The following is a 22024-nucleotide window of genomic DNA, read 5'->3' on the forward strand; positions in this document are numbered from 1 at the left end:
GCGGCGTCGACAGGCGGAGGAACCATGGCGAATTACCTGAGCATTGATGTCGAGGATTACTTCCAGGTGGCGGCCTTTGAAAAGGTGTCGCCGCCCGGCTCCTGGCCGCAGCGGGAATTGCGTGTCCGGGAGAATACCGACAGGATTCTGCAGATGCTCGACCAGGCGGAGGTCAAGGCTACTTTTTTTGTCCTCGGCTGGATCGCCGAACGTTGCCGGGAGTTGGTCGAAACAATCGCCGCCGAAGGACACGAAGTGGCCAGCCATGGTTACTGGCATCAGCGCGTCGGCACCCGGGACCGGACACTGTTTCGTCAGGACGTGGTCCGCAGCAAACACCTGCTGGAGGATCTCACCGGTCGTCCGGTACTTGGCTATCGCGCGCCGAGCTACTCGATTTCACCGCAGACCGCCTGGGCGTTCGATGAGCTTTACCAGGCGGGCTATGGCTATGATTCCAGTATTTTCCCGGTGCGGCACGATCTTTACGGCTTTCGTGATTTTCCGCGCTTCGCCAGCCGGTTGACGCGCAGCCGGGAGGGCGTCTGGTCGGTCGGCGGTGACACGGCGGATGCCGGTGACGGCGCGCTGCTGGAAATTCCCATCACCACTCTCCGCTATGCCGAACGCAACATCCCGATCGCCGGGGGAGGGTATTTCCGGCTCCATCCCTATGCCTTCACCCGCTGGGGGCTGAACCATATCAATCGGGTCGAGCGCAAACCGTTCGTGTTCTATCTCCATCCCTGGGAACTCGACCCGGAACAGCCGCGTATCGGCGGTGCGGGATGGAAAAGTCATATCAGGCATTACCTGAACCTGGGAAAAACCGAAGGTCGCTTTCGTCGTCTGCTGCGGGATTTCAGCTTTACTCCGATGCGCGAAGCTCTGGCCCTCTGATCTCCAGCGGGGACCGCGTTTACGGAAACGGGTTATTGAGGTCGCATGAAGCCATTGAGAATCGTCATCCTGGTCAGTGAAGACCGGTCCGACATCTACTTCGCCAACCGATTGGCCGAACGTTTTCCGGTGGCGGGTATTTTTGTCGAAACCCAGTATGGAAACACGCCGACGTCCCTGGCTGCGAGACTGAAGAAGGGGCTGGGATACGCGGTTTCTCCCGGCAGGTTGGCGGCCAGGTTCGCGGAACGAAAAATCCTCAGGGATTATGGCCAACTCGCCCATGACGCCTGGCTTTCCACCTGCGGCAGGACGGAAACCCTGGAAGCGATTCCGGAGAACTGCCGCATTGTCCGCACCCGGGGCGTCAGGGATATCAATGATCCACTCTACGTCCGGCAGATCGCATCCCTGCGTCCCGATCTTATCGCCGTCTGCGGTTGTTCGATCCTCGGACCGGAGATTCTCGCCATTCCTCCCCTGGGGGTTCTGAATCTGCACGGCGGTCTGTCGCAACATTATCGCGGCGTCTGGACCACGCTCTGGGCGGTTCATAACGAAGAACCGGAATATGTCGGGGCGACGGTTCACTATGTCAGTTCCGGCATTGATGACGGAGACATCATTTTTCAGGGTCGGCCGGTGATCTGCCCGGGTGACAACCCGGAAACCCTTTACGCCAAGGTTGTCCGGCTGGGAGTGCGGATGATGAACCGCGCCATCGCGGATGTCCGGGACGGGAGGGTTGTACGCCACCCGCTGGAGCGCAAGGGGACCCTGTACTTCAATCGGCAGGTCACGCCGGCTGTTTTGAAATCCGCCCTGGCCAAGATCGATCGCGGCCTTATCGATCACTATCTCGCCGAAAAGGCGCAGCGTGACGAACCGGTGATTCAAACGATGTACGGGCATTTTCAGTCCGATCCGCATCTTGGCCGTCCGCTGTCGACGGTGTCGTCGGTGGAGTGGGCGGCAGCACGGAAGGGGACACGGCCATGCGTATCCGGATAGCCCGGGAATCTGATCGCGAAGGATGGGACAACTATGTGCTGGCCCATCCCGAGGGGGTCGCCTATCACCGTTTCGCCTGGCAGGAGGCGGTGCAGCGGGCCTACGGGTTCCCCGCCCATTATCTGCTGGCAGAGGTGGAGGGGCAGGTGAGGGGGGTGCTGCCGCTGATCGCCTTCAAACAGCCGTTCCGCAGTCCGCGCCTGGTTTCCCTGCCCTACTGTGATCTCGGCGGGGTGCTGGCCGATGACCGGGAAACCGCGTCCGCCCTGGTCGGGGCGGCTCTGCGGAGTGCGGAACAAATCGGCGCCGACGGGGTCGAGATCAGGATGACGGACGAGACGGGGCGGATGGAGACGCCTGGCGCGAAGGTACGCATGGTCATGGACCTGCCCGACAGCGCGGAGCGGTTGCTCGCCGGTTTCAAGGCCAAGCTTCGCAGCCAGGTGAAAAAGCCCGCGCGTGACGGCTTGCGGGCCGAACTCGGCGGGGCCGGGCTGGTGGCCCCCTTTTACCGGGTTTTCGCTGAAAACATGAGGGCTCTCGGCTCGCCGGTCCATAGCCGGGGCTGGCTGGACGCGGTCGTTGCAGGGTATGGCGAGCAGTGCCGGGTCGGCCTGGTGACCACCGCCGATGGAACGGTCGCGGCGGGCGGCATCATGCTGCTGCATGGACGAACCGTATCGATCCCCTGGGCTTCGGCGCTGCGCCGCTACAACAGCTTGAATCCCAATATGCTGCTCTACTGGACCTTCCTCGCCTACGCCGCGGACCATGGTTTCCGCTGTTTTGATTTCGGTCGTTCAACCCCGGATTCGGGGACGTTCAGGTTCAAACGGCAGTGGGGGGCACGCCCGGTGCCGATCGCCCGGGTGCATTACGGCGTTGACGGCAAAAGCGTCCGGCAGGCGACGCCCGGCGGGGCCGCGCGCGGGGTGGCCGGGGCGCTCTGGCAGAAAATTCCGCGCCCGGTCTGTAATCGTCTTGGACCGGTGTTGAGACGCTGCATCAGTCTGTAGAAGGGGTATGGAGATGAGAATCGGACGCACTTTGCCACCGGCCGCCGCACCGCTGAGGTGGAAACATATTGTCGCCGGCTTGAACGGCTGGCGTCGGGGTGCGGATGAAGTGCGGCGTTTCGAGAATGAAATCCGTTCCTTTTTCGATGTGCCTTGCTGTTTTCTTTTGTCCTCCGGCAAGGCGGCGCTGACCCTCATCCTGGAAGCGTTGAAGGCGTTGCACGCGGAGAGGGACGAGGTGTTGATTCCGGCTTTCTGCTGTTACTCGGTCCCTTCGGCCATCATTCGGGCGGGGCTCAAGGTCAGGTTCTGCGACCTCGATCCCGAAACCCTGGATTTTGATTTTGCCTTGCTGGCGCCGAAGTTGAACAACCCGCGACTGCTGGCGGTGGTTTCCGTCCATCAGTTCGGGGCTCCGGCCCGCGTCGCCGAGCTGCTCAGCCTGGCGGCGGGAACGGGGGTCACCGTTATCGAAGATGCCGCCCAGGGTTTCGGCGGATACCAGCGGGATCAGAAGCTCGGCACCCTGGCCCCGGTGGCCCTGTTCAGCCTGGGCCGGGGCAAGGCCCTGTCGACCGTTGAAGGAGGGGTCATTCTCACCCGCGACGCGTCTCTTGCCCGGGTGATCCGTCGTCGGGCGGCAACGCTTCCAGCCTATCGACCGGGCGAAATGCTGCGGCTGCTCGTCTACGCGGTGGCGCTGGTGCTTCTGCTGAAACCGTCCCGTTTCTGGTTGCCGCGTTCCCTGCCTTTCCTGAAGTTGGGTGAAACCCGTTTCGACCCGGATTTCAAGATCCGGAAGCTGTCCGCGTTTCAGGCCGGTCTCGCGCGGGGATGGCGGTCGCGCATTGCCCGGCTGCGGCGGGTCCGTGCGGTCAACTCCTGTCACTGGGCGGAGATCCTGGATGTTTCGGGAGGGCGGCATTTCGGTTCCGTCCGGGTCAATGACATGCCCGCTTTTCTCCGCTTTCCCTGGCGGATCGACGATCCCGAGCAACGGGCCCGGCTGTTGCGGCGCAGTTTTGAAAAGGGCCTGGGAATCGCCGCAACCTACCCGGCTCCGGTCACCGGCGTTCCGGAACTGATGACCGATAACCGGGGTGAAGGCTGTCCGGTGGCAGAGCGGCTCTGCCGGACGCTGGTCACCCTGCCGGTTCACAACCTGATGACGCCACGGGATCTGGCGAACATTGAGTCCAACATTGAAGCCTTCGCAAAGAAGCATCAAACTTTTGAACCGGTGACCGAAGGAGGTCATCGGAGGCGGAGTCCCGAGTGGGAAACAGAACCAGAACAGCTATCCTCCTGATCCTTCTGGCGGCGGTGTTCTACCCGGTTTATCCGGAGTTGTTCTCCGCCTGGATTCATCAGGCCGACAGTTCTCACGGGCTGCTGGTGCCGTTGGTGTCGCTGTACTTTGTCTGGACCTGTCGTGAGCGTCTGAAACAGGCTGAGACGTCCAGTTCGGCAGCCGGGCTGGTGTTGCTGTCGGTGAGCCTGATCGTCTATCTGCTGGCCCTGGTGGGGGATATCGCGGTTGTCGCCCGGGCGATGATCGTCTTCTCCCTGGCGGGACTGGTGCTCTACCTGTACGGCGGAAAGGTTTTCCGGATTCTCGCCTTTCCCCTGTTTTTCCTGCTGTTCATGGTACCGGTTCCGGTTTCGATCATCGGCCTGGTCGCTCTGCCGCTGCAGACGCTGGCGACGATGATCTCCTCGTCCCTGATCCAGTTGTGTTCAATCCCGGTTTTGCGGGAAGGGAACATGCTTTATTTCGTCCAGACCCAGCTGGAGGTGGCGGAGGCCTGCAGCGGCATCCGCTCGATTGTCGCGCTGATCATGCTGGGTACCGTTTTCGTCTACTTCTCGAAATTGGGGACGACCCGCAAGATCATTCTTCTCTGTTCGGCGGTTCCTGTCGCCATGGTTGCCAACATCCTGCGCATCAGCGGGACCGGCATTCTCGCGCATTTTTATGGTGACCAGGTGGCGCGGGGATTCCTGCACGAGTTTTCCGGTCTGGCGGTGTTTATGTTCGGGCTGCTGGTGCTGGGGATGGAAAATGTTCTGCTCAGCAGGGGGCTGAGGTTCTGGCGGCCGAGGTTCATGGACGGGGGGGAAAGATGAACAACAGAACGTTTACCGTCGCGGCGGTGGTGCTGCTGCTGGCCCTGGGTGGCGCCTTTCTCTCCACCACGCGGGGCAGTCCGGTGGTGATCAGCACCAACCTTGAACGGCTGCCGATGGTGATTGACGGTTACCGGGCGGTGGAGGATCGTTTTCCGCAGGCGGTCTACGACGAGTTGAACGCCGACAAGCATGTCTACCGCCACTACAGCGATGCTGAAGGCCACCAGGTGACTCTCTACATCGGGTATTACGGCACCGCCAAGGGAGGACGCACCGGGCACAATCCCTATGCCTGCCTGCCGGGGGCGGGGTGGGCCATTCTCGACTCCGGAAAAGAATCACTGGAACAGCCGGGCGTGGATGGCGGCGGTCCGCAGCAGGTGCGGGTGAATTACATCCTGGCCGGCAAGGATGGTCGTTATGAAACGGTGCTGCACTGGTACCAGACCGACCGGGACAAGGTTCTGGCAACCGGTTTCGAGCAGAACATCCAGCGGTTTCTGGGCCGGGTGCTGCGGAATCGCAATGACGGCGCATTTGTGCGCATCACCACCTCCTGCGACGAAGCAGGGATCGCCGAGGCGAAGAGGCTGACCCGGGGATTCGCCGAGAAGATCCTGGCGCTGCTCCCCGCTTACTGGCCGGAAGAGGGCTGATGACAAAGACACTTGATCTGCAGATTGTCTCCGACCGTGAAGAACTGGAATCTCTCGGCCGCGAATGGAACGCCTGCCTGGCCGCCAGCGCCGGTGAGGTTCTTCACCTGCGGCACGAGTGGTTTCTCGCCGGCGTGGACTGTTTCAATGCCGACAGCGAACTGCATGTCATGCTGGTGCGGGACGGGGAGGGGGTTGTCACGGCGGTTGCGCCGCTGCTCATTGCCCGGAGACGTTATCGCTGGGTGCCGGTGAGAGTTCTCGGGTTCGCTGACAACGGCCAGTCGCCGTTCAACGATTTCATTCTGCGCAAGGGGGCAGAGCGCGAATCCCTGGCCGTGCTGCTGGCCGGTATCGCCGCCTTCAGTCACTGGGACCTGGTCGATCTGCGGAAAATACGTAAGGGCGGTCTGCTGGACAACGCGGTGATTACGGGCGATGTTCTGTCCGGTTTCCGGCGTGGCAGCAAAGAGAATATTGACAGCCCCTACGTCACCATTGACGGCGACTGGGAACGGTTTCTGGCCAACCGATCGACCCGCTTTCGGAAAACTCTGCGCAACAAACTCAACCGGGTTCGCCTGGCCGGCGATGTCTGCGTGCGTCACTACCCGATCGACAGCGGCGACCACGATCTGCTCGACGAAATGTTCCGGGTGTCGGGACGCAGCTGGAAAAGGGAGGCCGGAACCGATCTGCTCGGTAACCCGGCGAGTCAGCAGTTTTACCGCCGCATCTGTCATGCTTTCGGTCCCGAAGGCAGGGTGCTGCTCTGGGTGTTGCTCAAGGGGGCGCAGGTGGTGGCGTTTGAATTTCATCTGCAGGACAACGGTGTCTGCTATCCGATTCGCGCCGATTACGATGCCTCGTTCGGGGACCTGTCGCCCGGCTCCGTCCTTGAATATCACATTCTGAAAAGTCTTTTCGAGGAGGGTGAGGTCCGGGAGTACAACTCCTGCGGCCATCATTATTCCTACCTGCTCAACTGGTCCAGAACCACCAGACAGCACGAGAATGCCGAAGTGTTCAGCCGGGCTCTGAAGATGCGCTTTCTCTACATCCTCGAATACCGGATTCTACCGTTTCTCAGAAAAATGCGTGTGAACCGGGCCGTTCGGTCGGTCAAAAGGTGGATCAGTTATGCGGGCGCGTAAAGTCATCAACGGCATCAGGGTGGTCGGCGGCGATTGCCGGGCGATCGTCAGTCGGGAGATCGGTTTCTACCGGGTCCGGCCGAAGATTGCCACCCTGTTTCTGACCTACCGCTGCGACTCGCGCTGCAAGACCTGCAGCCGCTGGCAGCTGCCTCAGGAACAGCTGGCGGAATGGGAACTCGATTACGACGGCTGGACAATCATCATCGACAAGCTGGCGGCGGCCGGTATCCGGGTGGTCGAGGTATTCGGCGGCAATGTCCTGCTGAGAAAAGAGCTGCTGCTGCAGGTGCTGGCCGGACTGCACGAGAAGGGGATGTCGATTCATCTGCCGACCAACCAGATAGGTCTCGATGACGAGGTGGCCGAGGCGATGGCCCGGTATGTTGACACCGTCTATGTCTCAACCGACGGCCTGCCCGAACAGCAGAATGAGATCCGCGGGCTGGATGACGCCTCGCGAAACGTCGTGCAGGCGATCACCCGCCTGACCCGGGCGCGTGAAAACCAGGGCTCCTGCGCGCGTCCGGTGCGACTGGTCTGCAACTGTACCGTCTCCAGGTTCAACGCCGACGTTCTTGAAGAGCTGGCGGATTACGCGCTGCTGATGGGTTTTGACGAGATCCACTATGAATACGCCGGGGAATTCCTGCCCGAGGATGTCGCGCGGACCCGCCTCGACGGGGTGGTCCCCGATCCGCACTACATCCGGCGTGAGCAGACCATTCTGGTCGATCAGGACGCCGCGGCCGGGGTCAAGGAGGCGATCCGGACCATCAAGAAGAAATTCAGGGACCGGCCGCTGCGCGTGGCGACCATCAATATCGACACCCGTTCCGAGGAGAGCCTGTGGAGCGGGCGGATACCGCACCGGAAATGCTACGTGATGCGCAACGAGGTGACCGTCGACCCGGCGGGGCAGATTGTTCTCTGTCCCTTCATCACCAATGTCGGGCTGGGGGACCTGGTCGCCGACGCGTTCGACACCATCTGGGACAATGCCCGCCACCGTCGGCTGCGCGCTCAGCACGACCGGGGAGGGATGCCGATGTGCGCGACCTGCATCCTCGGCGTGGAACGCAATCCCGGCATCAAGCAATCCCTGAAACGGGTTTATTTTACGCGCATTGAACCGGTGCTGAACAGGTGAGCTGACCGATGATGAAACGACGCCTCTTCCTTCGTTCCCTGCTGACGACCTGCCTGGCGCTGGCCATGCCCTGGCGCTGGTCCGCGCGGGCCGGGTTGACGCGGAGGGATGAGGTCGTGAAACCCGGGGCGCGGGCCGTAAGCCGGGTGCTGCGGGTCCATGATCCGGCGGCGTGTCGTTGGGACTTCGGCCCCGGTGACTACACCACCGGCATCGATTCGGCCGCGGTCAGGCGGATGCTGGCCGCTGGACTGACCGCTTTGACCGGCGCCGCGGATGCCGCGTCTGCCTGGCGGGCGCTGATCCCCCAGCGTCAGGGCGACCGGATCGTGATCAAGCCGAACCTTGGCAATATTCACGTTGGCTACGGGGAGGTGATCATGACCTCGCCGCAACTGCTGGCGGCCCTGGTAGCGAGCCTGCTGGAGGCCGGTTTTCCGGCCGAATCGATCACCGTCTTTGATCTGACGGCGCCGGAAAGTGACGTGATGCGGCAATGGCTCGGGCCCTTCGGTGTGCGCACCGTTTTCATGAAACGGTCGTCAAACCTGTTTGACAAGCTCACCGCCAGGGTGTTCCCGGGGCCCGCCGCGGCCGACAGAGGGGCGCCGGTTGTCATGCGGAACCCGGTTCGCGACAAGCATGGCGCGGAGGTGGAGTGCTTCATGCCCGAAATTCTCACCGAGGCTGACCACCTGATCAACGTGCCGGTGTTGAAGGGACACCAGTATCTGCTGCAGTCGAGCGCGTTGAAGAACCATTTCGGCACCGTGCGCTTCAGCAACCGCAACGCCTACCCGGTGGTGCTGCATGGTGAATATCTTGAATCCCATATCGTCGATCTCAACGACAACCCGCACATTCGCGACAAGACCCGGCTGTGCGTGGTCGACGCCCTGCTCGGGGCCGCCTGTTTCACCCTCGGCGATAACGACCGCCGGCCCTCGCCATGGACATCTCCGGGGCTCGACAGGGTGCCGGGCAGCCTCTTTTTCTCCCGCGACCCGGTCGCCCTGGAATCGGTGATCGGCGACCTGGTGGCGGCGGAACAGCGGGCGAACGGGTTCGAGCCGTTGTCTCACCGCTACCTGCACGAAGCCGCGCAAAGAGGGCTGGGGGTGCATGAGCATCGGGACGGAACGGGTGGCTATGAAAATATAGATTTCAGGGCTCTGGTTATGGGGGCTGTTTGATTCCTTGAAACAATGACCTGGTTGTTGGTCCAGGTTTTAATGTGATGAGGGTTTATGTTCAAAGTTGTCCGAAAAATTTATTCGCTGCTGGATCACAGTGAGCGTCGGCGGTTTCTGGTACTGATACTGTCCATGATCGCGGTCGGGTTGATTGATGTCGCCGGTATTGCCTCGATCATGCCGTTTATGGCGGTAGTTTCCAACCCTGAAGTTGTTTCCAGCAACCATTACCTGCACTGGGTCTATCAGACATTCGGGTTCAGTTCAGAGAACCATTTTCTGATTTTCCTCGGCTTGCTGGTTTTTTTCATGCTTCTGTTCAGCAATGCGATGAAGGCTATGGTGCTGTGGTTGGATCTCAATTTCGCCCATTTCCGCCTTTACAGCCTTTCCCGGCGCCTGTTCAGCAGTTACCTGTCTCAACCCTACGGATTTTTCATCAATCAGAACACTTCGATTCTGCACAAGAATATCCTGCAGGAAGTGGCCAAGTTCACCCATGAAGTGTTGCGGCCGTGTACGCAGATTTTTTCCAGATTGGTCGCAGCCCTGTTCATTTTCGGTTTGCTGCTGGTCATCGATCCATTGCTGGCGCTGATCATCTTTTCCTCGATGGGAACGGTCTACCTGTCGATTTACTTCCTGGCCCAGCGCAGGCTGGTGGTGATTGGTGAAGAACGCTTTGAAGCCAATGCCCAGCGGTCCAAAATTGCCGGGGAGGCTTTTGGCGGCATCAAGGATCTGAAAATTCTGAACCGGGAAGCATTTTTCTTTGACCAGTTCTCAGAACACGCTCATAAGGCTGAGAGCCGCATGGTCGCTCATGGGCTGTTTTCGCAACTGCCGAGTTTCTTCATGGAAGTTGTGGCTTTCGGAGGGATTCTGATTATCGTCATATACTACCTGGTGGTAAAACAGAACATTGGACAAACTCTGCCGGTTATTGCCCTCTACGCTTTTGCCGGTTATCGGCTGATGCCGGCCCTGCAGGGTATTTTTTCGGCGGCCAGTCTGCTTCGTTTCAACCTTCCGGTACTGGATCGACTCCATCAGGACATCAATGCGAACCCATGCGCCCGTCCGATATTGTCACGACAACAGGTTCCAATCCTCCCCTTTAAGGAGAGGATTCAACTACAGGCGGTTACATTTTCTTATCCAGGTTCGGATTGTCCGATTCTTAAATCATTTGATCTGAGTATCGAAAAAAATACCAGTATTGGTTTGGTCGGCGCGACGGGTGCTGGAAAAACCACTGTTGTTGATCTTCTCCTTGGTTTGTTCAGCCCGGACCAGGGACAACTGTTGGTGGACGGGATGCCTGTAAAGGCAGAGACGATGGCTGGATGGCAGCTAAACATCGGTTACGTGCCGCAGTCGATTTTCCTGAGCGACGATTCTCTGGCAAACAACATCGCTTTCGGTGTTCCTGCGGACCAGATCGACATGGCAGCCGTCGAGAGGGCAGGGAAGATCGCGAATATTCATGATTTTGTGATCAAGCAGTTGCCGAACGGTTATCAGACACCGGTAGGGGAACGGGGTGTCAGGCTGAGCGGGGGACAGCGACAACGGATCGGCATTGCCAGAGCTCTTTATCGCGACCCGGCAGTGTTGATCATGGATGAGGCGACCAGCGCCCTGGATGGGATTACTGAAGAAGTGGTGACCCAGGCGATCAGGACTCTTGCCGGGAAGAAAACGATTATCACCATAGCCCACCGTCTGACGACCTTGAAGGATTGCGACCTGATCTATGTCTTGGAAGAGGGGCGAATTGTTGAGCAGGGGAGTTATGAGGAATTGTCGGGTAGCTCAAACAGATTCCGTGCCATGTCAAGATCGGCAATCTGATCTGAGGAGAGTGGTTCAAATGAAAATTATTTACCTGGGGCTTAATGACAGGGAGAAAACGATAAGAAAAATCGAAAACGGTGAATTGCCGTCCAATCAGATGTACGGACTGATTGAGTTGAGAAAAATGGGATTTGCGGTTACACAATCGAGTACGGGGCCAACTGGAAAGTTTGAGAAAATATTTGATAAACTAAACAAAAAATTAGGGACAAATATACCGACATTAAAAGTTGTTACATATATTTATAATAATGATGTCATTGTCGTCAACGGGCCAATATCTACAATAATTACAATACTGTGCAAGATATTAAATAAGAAGATAATTTACCTTGATTCAGTTCTTAGGCCGCAGGCAAATTATTTGAGAAGAATGGTTTACAGGTTAAATATCAAAATGGCCAATGGAACAATTCTTTATTCTGAAGCGCAGAAACAACATTGTTCACAACTTTACAGGGTTCCTGCTTCGTGTTTCAAACTGCTACGATTTTCAATCGATATGCCCTTTTTTTTACGACATGCAGGGCAGACGAAAACTCCAGAAACAGGTGGTGAAAAATATGTTTTGTCTGTTGGTCGGGACCAGGCGCGTGATTATGGAACTCTGATCAAGGCAATGGACGGGATTGGAGTGAAACTTAAGATTGTCACGGTTCCTTATCTTCTAAAAGACGTAAATGTCGATTTGCCATTTGTTGAGGTTTTTGAAAATTTATCTTATGACGAATTGTTTGGACTTTATGAAGGGGCTTCACTGGTAGTGATTCCTTTAAAACGGTGGGGGACACAATATTCTTCAGGTACTACAAGCCTCCTTGAAGCCATAGCGCTTGGCAAACGCATTCTTGCTACAAAATCAGTACCAATGATGGAGTATGCTGATTCAGAAAATGGCGTTGTATATGTAGAGTCTGAAAATATGGGTGAGCTTAGAAATGCCATTATCGATTGTTTGAAAGATAAAAATATAAATAATTACAATTCATTAAATTTAAATAGAGAAATCATTGAATTGTATGACATGAAAAAATTCGCAACACAGTTTGGTGCATACATCGAAGAAATTATGGAAAGTTAGGGTATGTTTTCATGTTGATTTATATTTTTGCAGAACATTATCCAAACCCGTACAAACCGCAGTTTGATACTGAGTTTGCCTATTTTATTCGCCAGGGGCATGAGATCAGAATTTTTGTCAGTGGACAATATTGCAGTACTTTGCATCCACGTGTCAGGGAATACGGATTGGACAAGTTGACATCCTGCTTCCCGACAACTCTAAAGACGTTGCCAGGTTTCCTTGGTGCGATGGTACGGCGATTTTTCGGTTCGCCCCTGCAATATCTGAAACGAAGCGTTGCCATCTTTGACTCCAGGCACTCCCTGAAGATCAATTTGCTCAAGATGGCGAGGATGTTGATGTTGCCGCTTGCCCCCCCGGATCTGTGTTACATCCATAATCTTGCCACTGCGTCGATGGTTGATTTTCTGCCGCATATTTATCCTGCGAGTCGTGTCTTCATGTATTTCCATGGTGGCGAGGTTGGTGGCGTCAACAGGGTGGCCCGGGAGAAAGAACTTTTTTCCCGGATGCGAGTGGTCTTGACAAATACCGATTTCAGTAGAAAACAGGCGATCAGGCGTGGTGCCCCGGATGAAAGAACCGTGGTCGCCCCGGTCTGTTTCGATATGGCAGATTATCCTGATGTTGCTCATAAAAAATATAGAGAATCCGGACTGTTGCATTTGATTTCTATTGGTCGACTCAGTGAAGAAAAAGGATTGCTGCATTCCCTTGAGGCGATTCGGTCTCTGGTTGATGAAGGGGTGCGAAATTTTGTTTACACAATAGTCGGCAGGGGGATGCAGGAACAGGAACTGAAAAAATATGTGCAAACGCATTCCCTGGGCGATTTTGTCAAATTTGCCGGGGAGTTGGACAAGTCACAGGTTGTGGACTGCCTGCGTCGGTCCGATGTCCTGGTTCTGCCGAGTTTGGTAACCGAAACATGGGCGGAAACCCAGGCGGCCGTGGTGCAGGAAGCGATGCTTATGCGGGTTCTTGTTATCGCAACTGAAGCCGGTGGGGTGCCAGAGTCTACGGCACCGGCTTTGCGCCAGTTTTCAGTTCCGGTTGGCGATTCGTGGGCTATTGCTGAAAAGATAAAGCAGATCATGGCTCTGCCGGAAGTTGAAGTCTGCTTGCTGGGTGAGGAGGCTCGTCGTTTCGCTGTCGATCGCTACGATATCAATCTTAACGGGCATAAGTATCTTGAATATGTCGCTGACTGTCTCTGAGCATTTGTGAAAGGTTGACATGGAAAACAATGCTCCCGGAAATATTTTGATTGTCGCGAATTACCCGTCGGATGTCGGGTATGCCTGGTGGCTTATGGAGAATTTCTGGGTGGCAATAGGGGAACAGTTTGGGGCTGCAGGGAAACATACAATTCTGATGTATCCGCAGTTAGGTATGGTCCCGGATAATATCCGGAACTCCGGTATTCGTGTCATTGAGGGATCTTTTATGGGCTCAGGTATCTCCGGACTGTGTTCCCTGGTGAAAACCATTAGGGAGCATCGGGTGAAATACATATATCTAACTGATAGGCCTTATTTTTCTTTCATATATATGATTCTAAGATTGTGCGGAGTAAAAAAAATAGTCAATCATGACCATATGCCTGGTGAACGTAATAATATTATTTTCTATAAAAAAATGATTAAAAAACTTATTCATGATTTTGGAATATTCTCATGTGACTTTTATTTTGCTGTGTCAGAATTTGTCAAAGACAGGCTTGTTAACATTGCATGTGTTCCTGCGGATAAATGTGTCTCTATTCACAACGGCATCAAAATTTTCGACAACGAAAAAACCGATTACGCGAATCGGACGTTCGATATTCCGGAAGGTTCAACCATCATTGTTTCAACCGGCAGGGCTGTCTTCTACAAGGGAATCGACACTCTGATCGAAGTCGCCGGGGAACTGGTCCGTCATAAAAACAGGGAGCATGTTTATTTCCTCTATGTCGGTGATGGTCCTGATATCGATACATTCAAGAGCATGGTTGTTGAGAGGGGACTTTCGTCCCGGTTTATCTTTGCCGGTTACCGCAAAGATGTCAGCAGGATCCTCCCCTCCTGTGACATCGGTATCCAGGTGTCGCACGGGGAGGCTTTCTCTCTGTCGCTCATCGAGTACCTGTGTGCCGGACTGGTCACCCTGGCGCCAGGACACTGCGGCAACGGCGAGGCGATAGACGACGGTCGCAACGGCCTGCTCTTCACGCCCGGTGATGTCGCTGAAATCGTCGAAAAAATTGAATTTGTCCTTGATCACCGGGAGGAGGCGCGCCGCCTGGCCGGGGAGGCGCGGAAGACGGCCGTGGAAAAGTTTTCCCTTGAGGCCTGCAATGAAAAATTCATCGCTCTGTTGCGGCAACAGTTCATCTAGGTGGTGATGCGTGGGATTTAAACGATCGGTCAAATATCATGCTGCCGCCCTGTTCCATGAAACGGGCGTTCTGAAACGCCTTTGTCGGGCGGCTGCCGCGAACGGCGCTCTGGTTCTCGCCTACCACCGGGTTCTTCCGTCGCTGGCGGACGAGAAGCATTACATCCAGCCCGGCATGTATGTCAGCGTGGACAGTTTTGAAAAGCATCTCGACTGTCTGCGTACCCGGTTTAACGTGATCCCCCTTGCCGAGCTGCGGCGACGTCTCTCCGACGGGGAGGATATCTCGGGGTGCTGTTGCCTGACCTTTGATGACGGCTGGCTGGATAATTACCGCTATGCCTTTGCGGTCCTGGAGAAATATCAACTGCCGGCGACGGTTTTTCTGGCGACCGGGTTTGTCGGCAGCGAACGCCTCTTCTGGCCCGACGAGCTTGCCTTTTTTCTCGCCGGGATGACCGTTGAGGAACTGGTGAGAAAAACGCCTGAGCTGGCGGAGCCCTTGAAGAGGAGCGGACACCGTCCCCAACGGCCGGTACCGCTCGATGAGGTGATCGAGTTGCTGAAAACCTGGCCGCAGGACGACAGGGAACGTTTTCTCGCGGTGCTGCGCCGGGATGGCGGGGCGGCTTATCCCGAGCGGCTGTTGATGTCCTGGGACGAAGTCCGGAGCATGCAGGCGAGCGGCCTGGTTGATTTCGGTTCTCATACTCAAAACCATGTGCTGCTCGATCAGGCTTCCGTTCCGGAGGTTGAGCGGGAACTTGAACAGTCCCGTCGTGATATTCATGACCAGCTCGGTGTTGAAACCGATCTGTTTGCCTATCCCAACGGCAATTACACACCGGCTCATCTGTCGGCCCTGACGCGAGCCGGTTACCGGGCCGCGGTGACCACCCGCAAGGGGTGGGTGAGCCGTCGGGACAATCCTTACGAGATCTCACGGATCTGCATGCATGAGGATGTCAGCCATACCATTCCGCTGTTTTTGTCGCGGCTACATTTTCGGGGGTTTTGACGTCGATGAAAGTGCTGATCACAGATGGAAGCAACCGCTCCGCTCTGGCTGCCGTGCGCTCTCTCGGTCGCCGCGGACACGACATCTTCGTCGCCGGCAGCAGCCCCCGGACCCTGGCCTCCTGCTCCCGATTCTGCCGCGCCGCGGTTGAGGTTCCCAATCCTCACTGGCGGGGAGAAGATTATGTCGACGAGATCAATACGTTTGTCAAAAAAGAGGGGATTGATGTCATTCTGCCGATGACTGACCAGACCATCCAGCTGCTCAGCGCCGCCCGTTCCCTCTTCCCGACGGGGGTCGTTGTCGCCTGTCCCGATCATGACAAGGTCCAGGCGGTTTCCGACAAGTACCGTTTGTTCGAGCTGGCCCGGGATCTTGACGTCCCGATCCCGAAAACGATTTTTCTGCGGGGGGCGGATGGCCTGCACGATGTCATCGATCAGATCGAAAGCTACCCGGTGGTGGTGAAGCCGGCCTTTTCCCGGAAAAAGGAGGGGCAGAGCTTTCTGGCGGCCAGTGTCAGTTATGCCGACAGCCGCGAGCAACTGGAATCTCTCTATGCCACCGAACGGGCGCTGCGCTATCCGTCATTGATCCAGGAGAAAATTGAAGGACCGGGGACCGGCCTGTTCACGCTTTTCGACCGGGACCGGCATCTCACACTTTTTTCCCACCAGCGATTGCGGGAAAAACCGCCGTCGGGGGGAGCAAGTGTCGTCTGCCGAAGTGTCCCCCTCGATGAAGAGATGGTTGAGGCCGCGCGCCGGCTGTTGTCCGCCGTTGGATGGCAGGGTGTGGCGATGGTGGAGTTCAAGCGTGACCTGCGTGATGGCAAAGCGAAGCTGATGGAAATCAACGGTCGTTTCTGGGGGTCGCTGCAGCTGGCGGTGACCTGCGGGGTGGATTTCCCGGGATTACTGGTCGATTTCCTCAACGGAAAGCTCATTGACAATCAGGGTGATTATCGCTGTGGCGTCAGGATGAAATGGCTTTTTGGCACCCTGGATCACCTGTTGATCCGACTTCGAAACAGCCGCGAACAGTTGCACCTGCCGGCTGCCGCGCCGTCGAAGGCGGGGGCGGTCATGGACTTTCTGAAGATCTGGGAACAGGACTCCTCTTTTGATGTTTTCGACCCGCGGGACCTTGGCCCTTTCAGGTTTGAGGCGGCCTGCTGGCTGCGCCATGCCGTGGGAAGAAAGCCGAAAATTGAAACCGTGCCATGCCTGGACAGGAACAGGTGACGAGAGGAAATCGGGTGATTCTGCATCTGATAGAAACAGGTGGACCGGGGGGCGCCGAGCAGATGTTGCTGCGGCTGGCGGAGGAATACCGTCGGCGGGGAATCGAGCAGATGGTCTGCCTGCGTAAAGAGGGCTGGCTGGCCGGAGAGGTTCGGCGCCGCAATCTGCCCCTGGTCATCAGTCCTCTCGGGCGCCTGCCCGATCTTGCCTGGTTGCGGCGGATGCGCGGGATCGCCCTCGAGAAAGGGGTCTCCGGGATTCACGCGCATGAATTTGCCATGAATGTCCGTGGCGGACTGTTGGCCTCCCGGTTGCGCGTCCCCTGCGTGGCAACGGTACACGGTCGGGGCTATTTCGATCAGAAGAGGAGCCGTCGTCTTGCTTACCGGGTGACCAGCCGTCTGGCCGGTCTGGTAGCGGTTTCAGAGGATATCCGGCAACAGCTGATCGCGTCGGGGGTGTCTCCGAAACGGGTCAGGGTGCTTGCCAACGGCGTCGATGTCGGACGGTTTGCTTTTGATCCGGAAAAACGCAGGCGGGTCCGGGCCGGGTTCGGATTTACGGACCAGGATGTCCTGCTGGGAAGCGTCGGCAGTTATTACCCGGTCAAGGGGCATCGACATCTCGTGACCGCGATGAAGACGCTGGCCGAAACCTTCAGCCGGGTGCGGCTGGTGCTGGCGGGACAGGGACCGCTGGCTGAAGACCTGCGGAAACAGGCGGCGGGGCTCGGACTGACGTCCAGGGTGCAGGTCACAGGTTATGTCGAAGATACCGTCGGGCTGTTGAGCGCCCTTGATCTGTTTGTGCTGCCATCCCTGTCCGAAGGACAGCCGCTGGCGTTGCTGGAGGCGGGGGCCAACGGCCGCTGCATTGTCGCTTCCCGCGTCGGCGGGGTGCCGGAAATCCTCACTGATCGGGAGAACGCGCTGCTGGTCGAGCCAGGCAGTGCGGATCTGCTGGCCCAGGCCCTGGCGCACCTGATTGCGAACAGGTCAGAGCGGGAGCGCCTGGGCGCAAACGCGGAGCGTACCATCCGCTGTCACTGGTCGATCCGCTCGGTGGCGGACCGCTACCTCGAACTGCTGTTGCCGGATCCTGATCTGAAAAAAAGCGGTCTTGAGCAGGCCCGGGATTGAAGGCGCGACAAGGGCCGGTTTTTTGGTGCAGCGAAGGAATGAAGATTGATACGTACACAACCACTATCTGAGCCTGTTCTGAACAGGAACACTACCGTCCCGGCGGGCACCGATCGCCTTCCCGGAGGAGACCTTCGGGGCGGCGTCGTGTCCGAACGGCAATCCCTTGCCGGTTCGCTGAAATTGATCTGCAGCGGGTTCCGGCATCAGCATGCCGCCTTCATCCTGACGTGTATTTACCTGATTTTTGAATACAACCGGCCGCAGCAGGTTTATCCGGTACTCAACTTCCTGCCCTGGGGGAAGGTGCTGCTGCTGCTCGGGGCATTGTTTGCTTTTGCCGACCGGGATACCGGCGCGCCTCCCGCCCAAGCGGTGCGGCCCATGTCTCTCTTTGCGGTCTGTGTGTTGCTGTCGACTCTGTTCGCTTTTTCTCCGGGGACCGCCGTCAATGACTGGATGATGTTTTTCAGCTGGATGTTCGTGGTGCTGCTGCTCACCAGCGTGGTCAACAGCCGGTCACGACTGTTCCTGTTTATGACGGTCTATTTTCTCGCCAACCTGAAAATGGCTCAGCACGGATTTCGTTCCTGGGCCATGGGCGGTTTCGGGTTCTCCGGGTGGGGGGTGACGGGGTCGCCGGGGTGGTTTCAGAATTCCGGTGAATTCAGCCTGCAGATGGTGGTTTTTCTGCCCCTGGTTTTTTCCTATATCGCGTTTTTCCGTCGCCGGTGGTCGGTCGGGGTGCGCCTGTTCTTCTATCTTTTGGCGGTGATGGCCGTCGGCTCGATTATCGCCTCCGGATCGCGCGGAGCCATCCTCGGCCTGGCCATGGTCGGTCTGTGGTGCCTGCTCTTTTCGCGTCAGCGGGTCAAGGCCCTTATCCTGGTGGTCCTGCTGGGGATCCTGATCAGCCTGGTGATGCCGGCCGGTTTCAAAGCCCGTTTTGACACTGTGGGCAAAGATAAGACGTCTCTTGCGCGGCTGACTTACTGGCAGGCTGGAGTCAGCGCCGTGGGGAAGCATCCATGGACCGGGGTCGGTTTCCGCAACTGGACGGTCTGGGTTCGTGACGAGCATCCGGAGTTGATGAAAAAGGTCGGGACCACTCTGCACGCGGAGGTCATCCACAACACCTACCTTGAGGCGGCGGTCGAACTGGGCCTGCCGGGGCTGGCGGTTTACCTGCTGCTGTTGCTGCAGGTGTTTTTCTCCAACCTGAAGACCGCACGGGTTGCCCGGCTGCTGGATGATCGTTTTCTTGAATCCACGGCCAGGGGGCTGAACGGCGGACTGCTCGGGTTCCTCGCGCCAAGCTATTTCATGTCGGTGCTTTATTATCCCTATGTCTGGATGTTTCTGGTGTTGTCCGTCAGCTGTTCAGTTGTCTGCGGGCGGATGTCTCGCGAAAAACGACTGGCGGCTGCTCCCGCGATGGCGGCCGGGTCAGTGCCCGGCGGCAGGGGGGTGGTATGAAAGGTGTCCGGCTCAAGCCGTCGATAAAGCGCCTGCTGGGCAGTGTCGTGTCAACGGCCGCGGGGCGAAAGCTGGTGAATCGTTGTTCCCCGGGATTCGCCACGGTTTTTCTGCTGCATCGGGCCGCGGGAATCCATCCCGGCATTCATGGCCACGATCCGGAGGGGCTCGAACAGATCCTGATCGGCCTGAAAAAGCGCAGGTTCAACCTGGTTCCCCTGGACGCCGTCGTCTCCGCGGCGCGGGGGACGACGACCCTGCCGAATCAATCGGTGGCTTTTACCATGGATGACGGTTACTGGGATCAGCTGGAAGTCCTGGCGCCGGTCTTTGTCCGCCATGGCGTGCCCTTGACCGTCTTTTTAACAACGGGACTTCTGGACGGGGAGTTATGGCCGTGGGATGCCAAGATTCATTGGTTGATGATGCGGTTTGATCGGCAGCAACTTGAGATTCCAGTGGGGCGGCAACGGATTTGCTGGCCCACCGGATCGGCTCAGGAACGGCGTTCGGCACGCCGAGAACTGCAGGCCATCGCTGCGGCTATATCATCCGAACAATTGCCGTCTTTTCTCTCGTCCTTGGAAGACGCGGTCGGGATTAAGCTCCCGAAGAACGCGCCAGAGGAATTTCAGCCGGCAAGCTGGGATCAGGTCCGGTCGCTTGAGGCCGAAGGGGTGCGTTTTGCTCCTCACACCCATTCCCATCGAATTCTGAGCAGGCTCTCGGAGGAGGGAGCCCGCAGGGAATTGCTGCGCTCGCTGGACAGGGTCAGGTCCTGCACCAAACAAGCATTGCCGGTGATGGCCTATCCGGTCGGGATGGAGGCGCATTTTGGTTCGCGGGAGATGACGCTGGCGAAGGGGCTGGGTTATGCGGCGGCCTTCTCCGTCTGCGGGGAATACCTGCGCTGGAAGCGCGCTGATGGTGTGAGCGACAGCCGCTGTTATTCCATCCCTCGGTACGCGCTCCCGTCGAAGATTTCCGATGCGATGTGGATTGCCGGTGGTGTCGAACTGTTCAAGTGGAGTTCGGTGTCCCTGATGAGTCATATGGGGGAACTGGTGTATGGGCATGGTAGGCGGACAGGGCGTGTAGGTCGCAGGGTTTTTTTGAGAAGCCAATTGAGGAAACTGGCCTTATCCCTGGGGCAGTATTCGAGATTCAGGGAAATTGACCCGGGGCGGATAAAGAGACTGGTTTTCGTTTGTCGGGGGAATGTGTGCAGAAGTCCCTATGCTGAGAAGGTTGCGCAAAGACTTGGATTTCCGGCCGTCAGTTGTGGGACTGAGGTTCTGCATTCATCGCCGGCGGAACAAATGGCTGTTCGCGCGGCACTGATGAGGGGTGAAGATTTGTCAGAGCATATGTCGAAGAGTATTTTTGATAACAATTTTCAATACACTGATTGTCTCATCGTTATGGACCCGTCACAAATACAAGTTGCACAAAAAGTGGCAGATAGAGTTAATTGTCAAGTTTCTTTGTTGGGTATGTGGAATATTCAAAAAACACCAGAGATATACGATCCTTATGGTAGGTCGATCGAATCATTTAATGAATGCTTTATGTTTATCAGTAACTGTATAGACAAATTAGTATTACATTTAAATTCTGATAATGGAATGGTGGATTGAATGATGGAAAATGGAAAAAAAATTTGGATAACATGGGAGCATCAACGTAGGTCTATAGTTTTGTCAAAAGAGTTTGGGTGTAAACTATATATCTATGACAAAAATTATTCAAATAAGGCTCTAAGGTATTTGTCGGCAATCTTATTCACATTTATTGTTGTTATCAGAAACAGGCCGGAAATAATATTTTGTCAGAACCCATCTGTTGTCTTGGCCTTTCAACTTTCATTATTGAAGACATTTTTTACGTATAAACTTATAGTTGATAGGCACTCAAATTTTATGTTTAATCTTGAAGATTCATTTAAAAAGAAAATTTTTACTATTGTTAGTGATTATTCAATAAGGGTTGCGGATTTGACGATCGTAACAAATGAGTTTTTGAAAAATAATTATATCGAGAATAAAAATGGAAGAGGAGTTGTTCTTCAAGATAAGATACCAGACATGGGTAAAATTTTAAAAGAAACTGACAGAAGTAGAAAAACTGTTTTTTTTATTACCTCGTTTAGTAGGGATGAGCCAATATTGGAAGTTCTTGAGGCAATTGATGGTTTAGGTAGCGAATACTATTTTTATTTTTCTGGTGATTACAAAAAGTTGAATGAAGACATCCCAGTAAAGGGTGTGAATTATGAATTTACTGGATTTATTGATGAAGATAAGTTTTGTTCGGTATTGGACTCGTCACATGCCGTTATGGTTTTTACAAAACATGAGCACACATTGACATGCGGCGCTTATGAGGGGTTAGCAAAAGGCAAGCCTCTGATTTTGTCGAATACTAAGGCTATCAAAGATTATTTCAAGTCAGGTAGTGTTTATTGTGATATGAATTCAGCATCAATAAAGAGAGGGATTGTTGAATGCTTTGAAAATTATAGTGAATTGAAGATGCAGGTGTTAGAGTTAAGATTAGAATTGGAAAAATCTTGGAATGAAAAGTTCAATGACATAAGGACATCTATTTTTCAGTAGGC

19 protein-coding genes are annotated in these 22024 nt (G+C 56.0%); all 19 read left to right on the top strand.

The genetic code is table 11. The features are described 5' to 3' along the window. The first annotated feature begins 24 nt into the window (after window positions 1-24). The 19 genes from B5V00_RS00535 to B5V00_RS00625 all read left to right on the top strand — a co-directional run bounded on the left by B5V00_RS00535 (window position 25) and on the right by B5V00_RS00625 (window position 22022). Window positions 25-900: an XrtA system polysaccharide deacetylase gene (locus B5V00_RS00535; RefSeq protein ID WP_085008419.1), complete on the top strand. Its 876-nt coding sequence runs from the start codon at window positions 25-27 to the stop codon at window positions 898-900. 45 nt (window positions 901-945) lie between these two features. Beyond that, a complete protein-coding gene (locus B5V00_RS00540; RefSeq protein WP_085008421.1) occupies window positions 946-1911 on the top strand; it encodes a formyl transferase in 966 nt (321 codons plus the stop codon). Further along, entirely contained in the window at window positions 1896-2927 is a 1032-nt protein-coding gene (locus tag B5V00_RS00545; protein ID WP_085008423.1) for a FemAB family XrtA/PEP-CTERM system-associated protein, read from the top strand. Before B5V00_RS00540 ends, B5V00_RS00545 begins: the two co-directional genes overlap by 16 nt. 13 nt (window positions 2928-2940) lie before the next feature. After that, window positions 2941-4236: a DegT/DnrJ/EryC1/StrS family aminotransferase gene (locus B5V00_RS00550; RefSeq protein ID WP_085008425.1), complete on the top strand. Its 1296-nt coding sequence runs from the start codon at window positions 2941-2943 to the stop codon at window positions 4234-4236. After that, window positions 4203-5054, top strand: a complete 852-nt coding sequence (locus B5V00_RS00555) for an exosortase/archaeosortase family protein (protein WP_085008427.1) — start codon at window positions 4203-4205, stop codon at window positions 5052-5054. The genes B5V00_RS00550 and B5V00_RS00555 overlap by 34 nt, the downstream gene beginning before the upstream one ends. Further along, on the top strand, window positions 5051-5713 hold the full coding sequence (locus B5V00_RS00560; protein ID WP_085008428.1) for an exosortase C-terminal domain/associated protein EpsI: 663 nt from the start codon (window positions 5051-5053) through the stop codon (window positions 5711-5713). Before B5V00_RS00555 ends, B5V00_RS00560 begins: the two co-directional genes overlap by 4 nt. After that, window positions 5713-6867, top strand: a complete 1155-nt coding sequence (locus B5V00_RS00565; RefSeq protein WP_085008430.1) for a GNAT family N-acetyltransferase — start codon at window positions 5713-5715, stop codon at window positions 6865-6867. Before B5V00_RS00560 ends, B5V00_RS00565 begins: the two co-directional genes overlap by 1 nt. After that, a complete protein-coding gene (locus B5V00_RS00570) occupies window positions 6854-8017 on the top strand; it encodes a radical SAM protein (RefSeq protein WP_085008432.1) in 1164 nt (387 codons plus the stop codon). The genes B5V00_RS00565 and B5V00_RS00570 overlap by 14 nt, the downstream gene beginning before the upstream one ends. Window positions 8018-8025: 8 nt before the next feature. After that, window positions 8026-9210: a DUF362 domain-containing protein gene (locus B5V00_RS00575; RefSeq protein WP_085008434.1), complete on the top strand. Its 1185-nt coding sequence runs from the start codon at window positions 8026-8028 to the stop codon at window positions 9208-9210. A gap of 54 nt (window positions 9211-9264) precedes the next feature. Further along, on the top strand, window positions 9265-11064 hold the full coding sequence (locus B5V00_RS00580; protein ID WP_085008436.1) for an ABC transporter ATP-binding protein: 1800 nt from the start codon (window positions 9265-9267) through the stop codon (window positions 11062-11064). 19 nt (window positions 11065-11083) lie between these two features. After that, a complete protein-coding gene (locus tag B5V00_RS00585) occupies window positions 11084-12148 on the top strand; it encodes a glycosyltransferase (protein WP_085008438.1) in 1065 nt (354 codons plus the stop codon). Window positions 12149-12159: 11 nt separating this feature from the next. Beyond that, the gene (locus B5V00_RS00590) at window positions 12160-13368 is read left to right on the top strand and encodes a glycosyltransferase family 4 protein (protein WP_085008440.1); all 1209 of its coding nucleotides are present in this window, start codon (window positions 12160-12162) and stop codon (window positions 13366-13368) included. A gap of 19 nt (window positions 13369-13387) precedes the next feature. Beyond that, window positions 13388-14530, top strand: a complete 1143-nt coding sequence (locus B5V00_RS00595; protein WP_085008442.1) for a glycosyltransferase family 4 protein — start codon at window positions 13388-13390, stop codon at window positions 14528-14530. A gap of 10 nt (window positions 14531-14540) precedes the next feature. Then, window positions 14541-15548, top strand: coding sequence for a polysaccharide deacetylase family protein (locus B5V00_RS00600; protein ID WP_085008444.1), 1008 nt, complete (start codon window positions 14541-14543; stop codon window positions 15546-15548). 5 nt (window positions 15549-15553) lie between these two features. Next, window positions 15554-16792: a carboxylate--amine ligase gene (locus tag B5V00_RS00605; protein ID WP_085008446.1), complete on the top strand. Its 1239-nt coding sequence runs from the start codon at window positions 15554-15556 to the stop codon at window positions 16790-16792. A 14-nt stretch (window positions 16793-16806) separates the two neighbouring features. Next, window positions 16807-17931 (top strand): glycosyltransferase, encoded by a 1125-nt coding sequence (locus B5V00_RS00610; RefSeq protein ID WP_172399557.1) that lies wholly within the window; start codon window positions 16807-16809, stop codon window positions 17929-17931. 147 nt (window positions 17932-18078) lie between these two features. Further along, window positions 18079-19407, top strand: coding sequence for an O-antigen ligase family protein (locus B5V00_RS00615; RefSeq protein ID WP_085008450.1), 1329 nt, complete (start codon window positions 18079-18081; stop codon window positions 19405-19407). Beyond that, the gene (locus tag B5V00_RS00620; protein ID WP_085008452.1) at window positions 19404-21044 is read left to right on the top strand and encodes an arsenate reductase/protein-tyrosine-phosphatase family protein; all 1641 of its coding nucleotides are present in this window, start codon (window positions 19404-19406) and stop codon (window positions 21042-21044) included. The genes B5V00_RS00615 and B5V00_RS00620 overlap by 4 nt, the downstream gene beginning before the upstream one ends. Beyond that, window positions 21045-22022, top strand: coding sequence for a glycosyltransferase family protein (locus B5V00_RS00625; RefSeq protein WP_085008454.1), 978 nt, complete (start codon window positions 21045-21047; stop codon window positions 22020-22022). It begins immediately after the preceding gene. Window positions 22023-22024: the final 2 nt, after the last annotated feature.

Origin of the sequence: Geothermobacter hydrogeniphilus (assembly GCF_002093115.1) — a bacterium.
In the GTDB taxonomy this organism is placed as follows: Bacteria; Desulfobacterota; Desulfuromonadia; order Desulfuromonadales; family Geothermobacteraceae; genus Geothermobacter_A; species Geothermobacter_A hydrogeniphilus.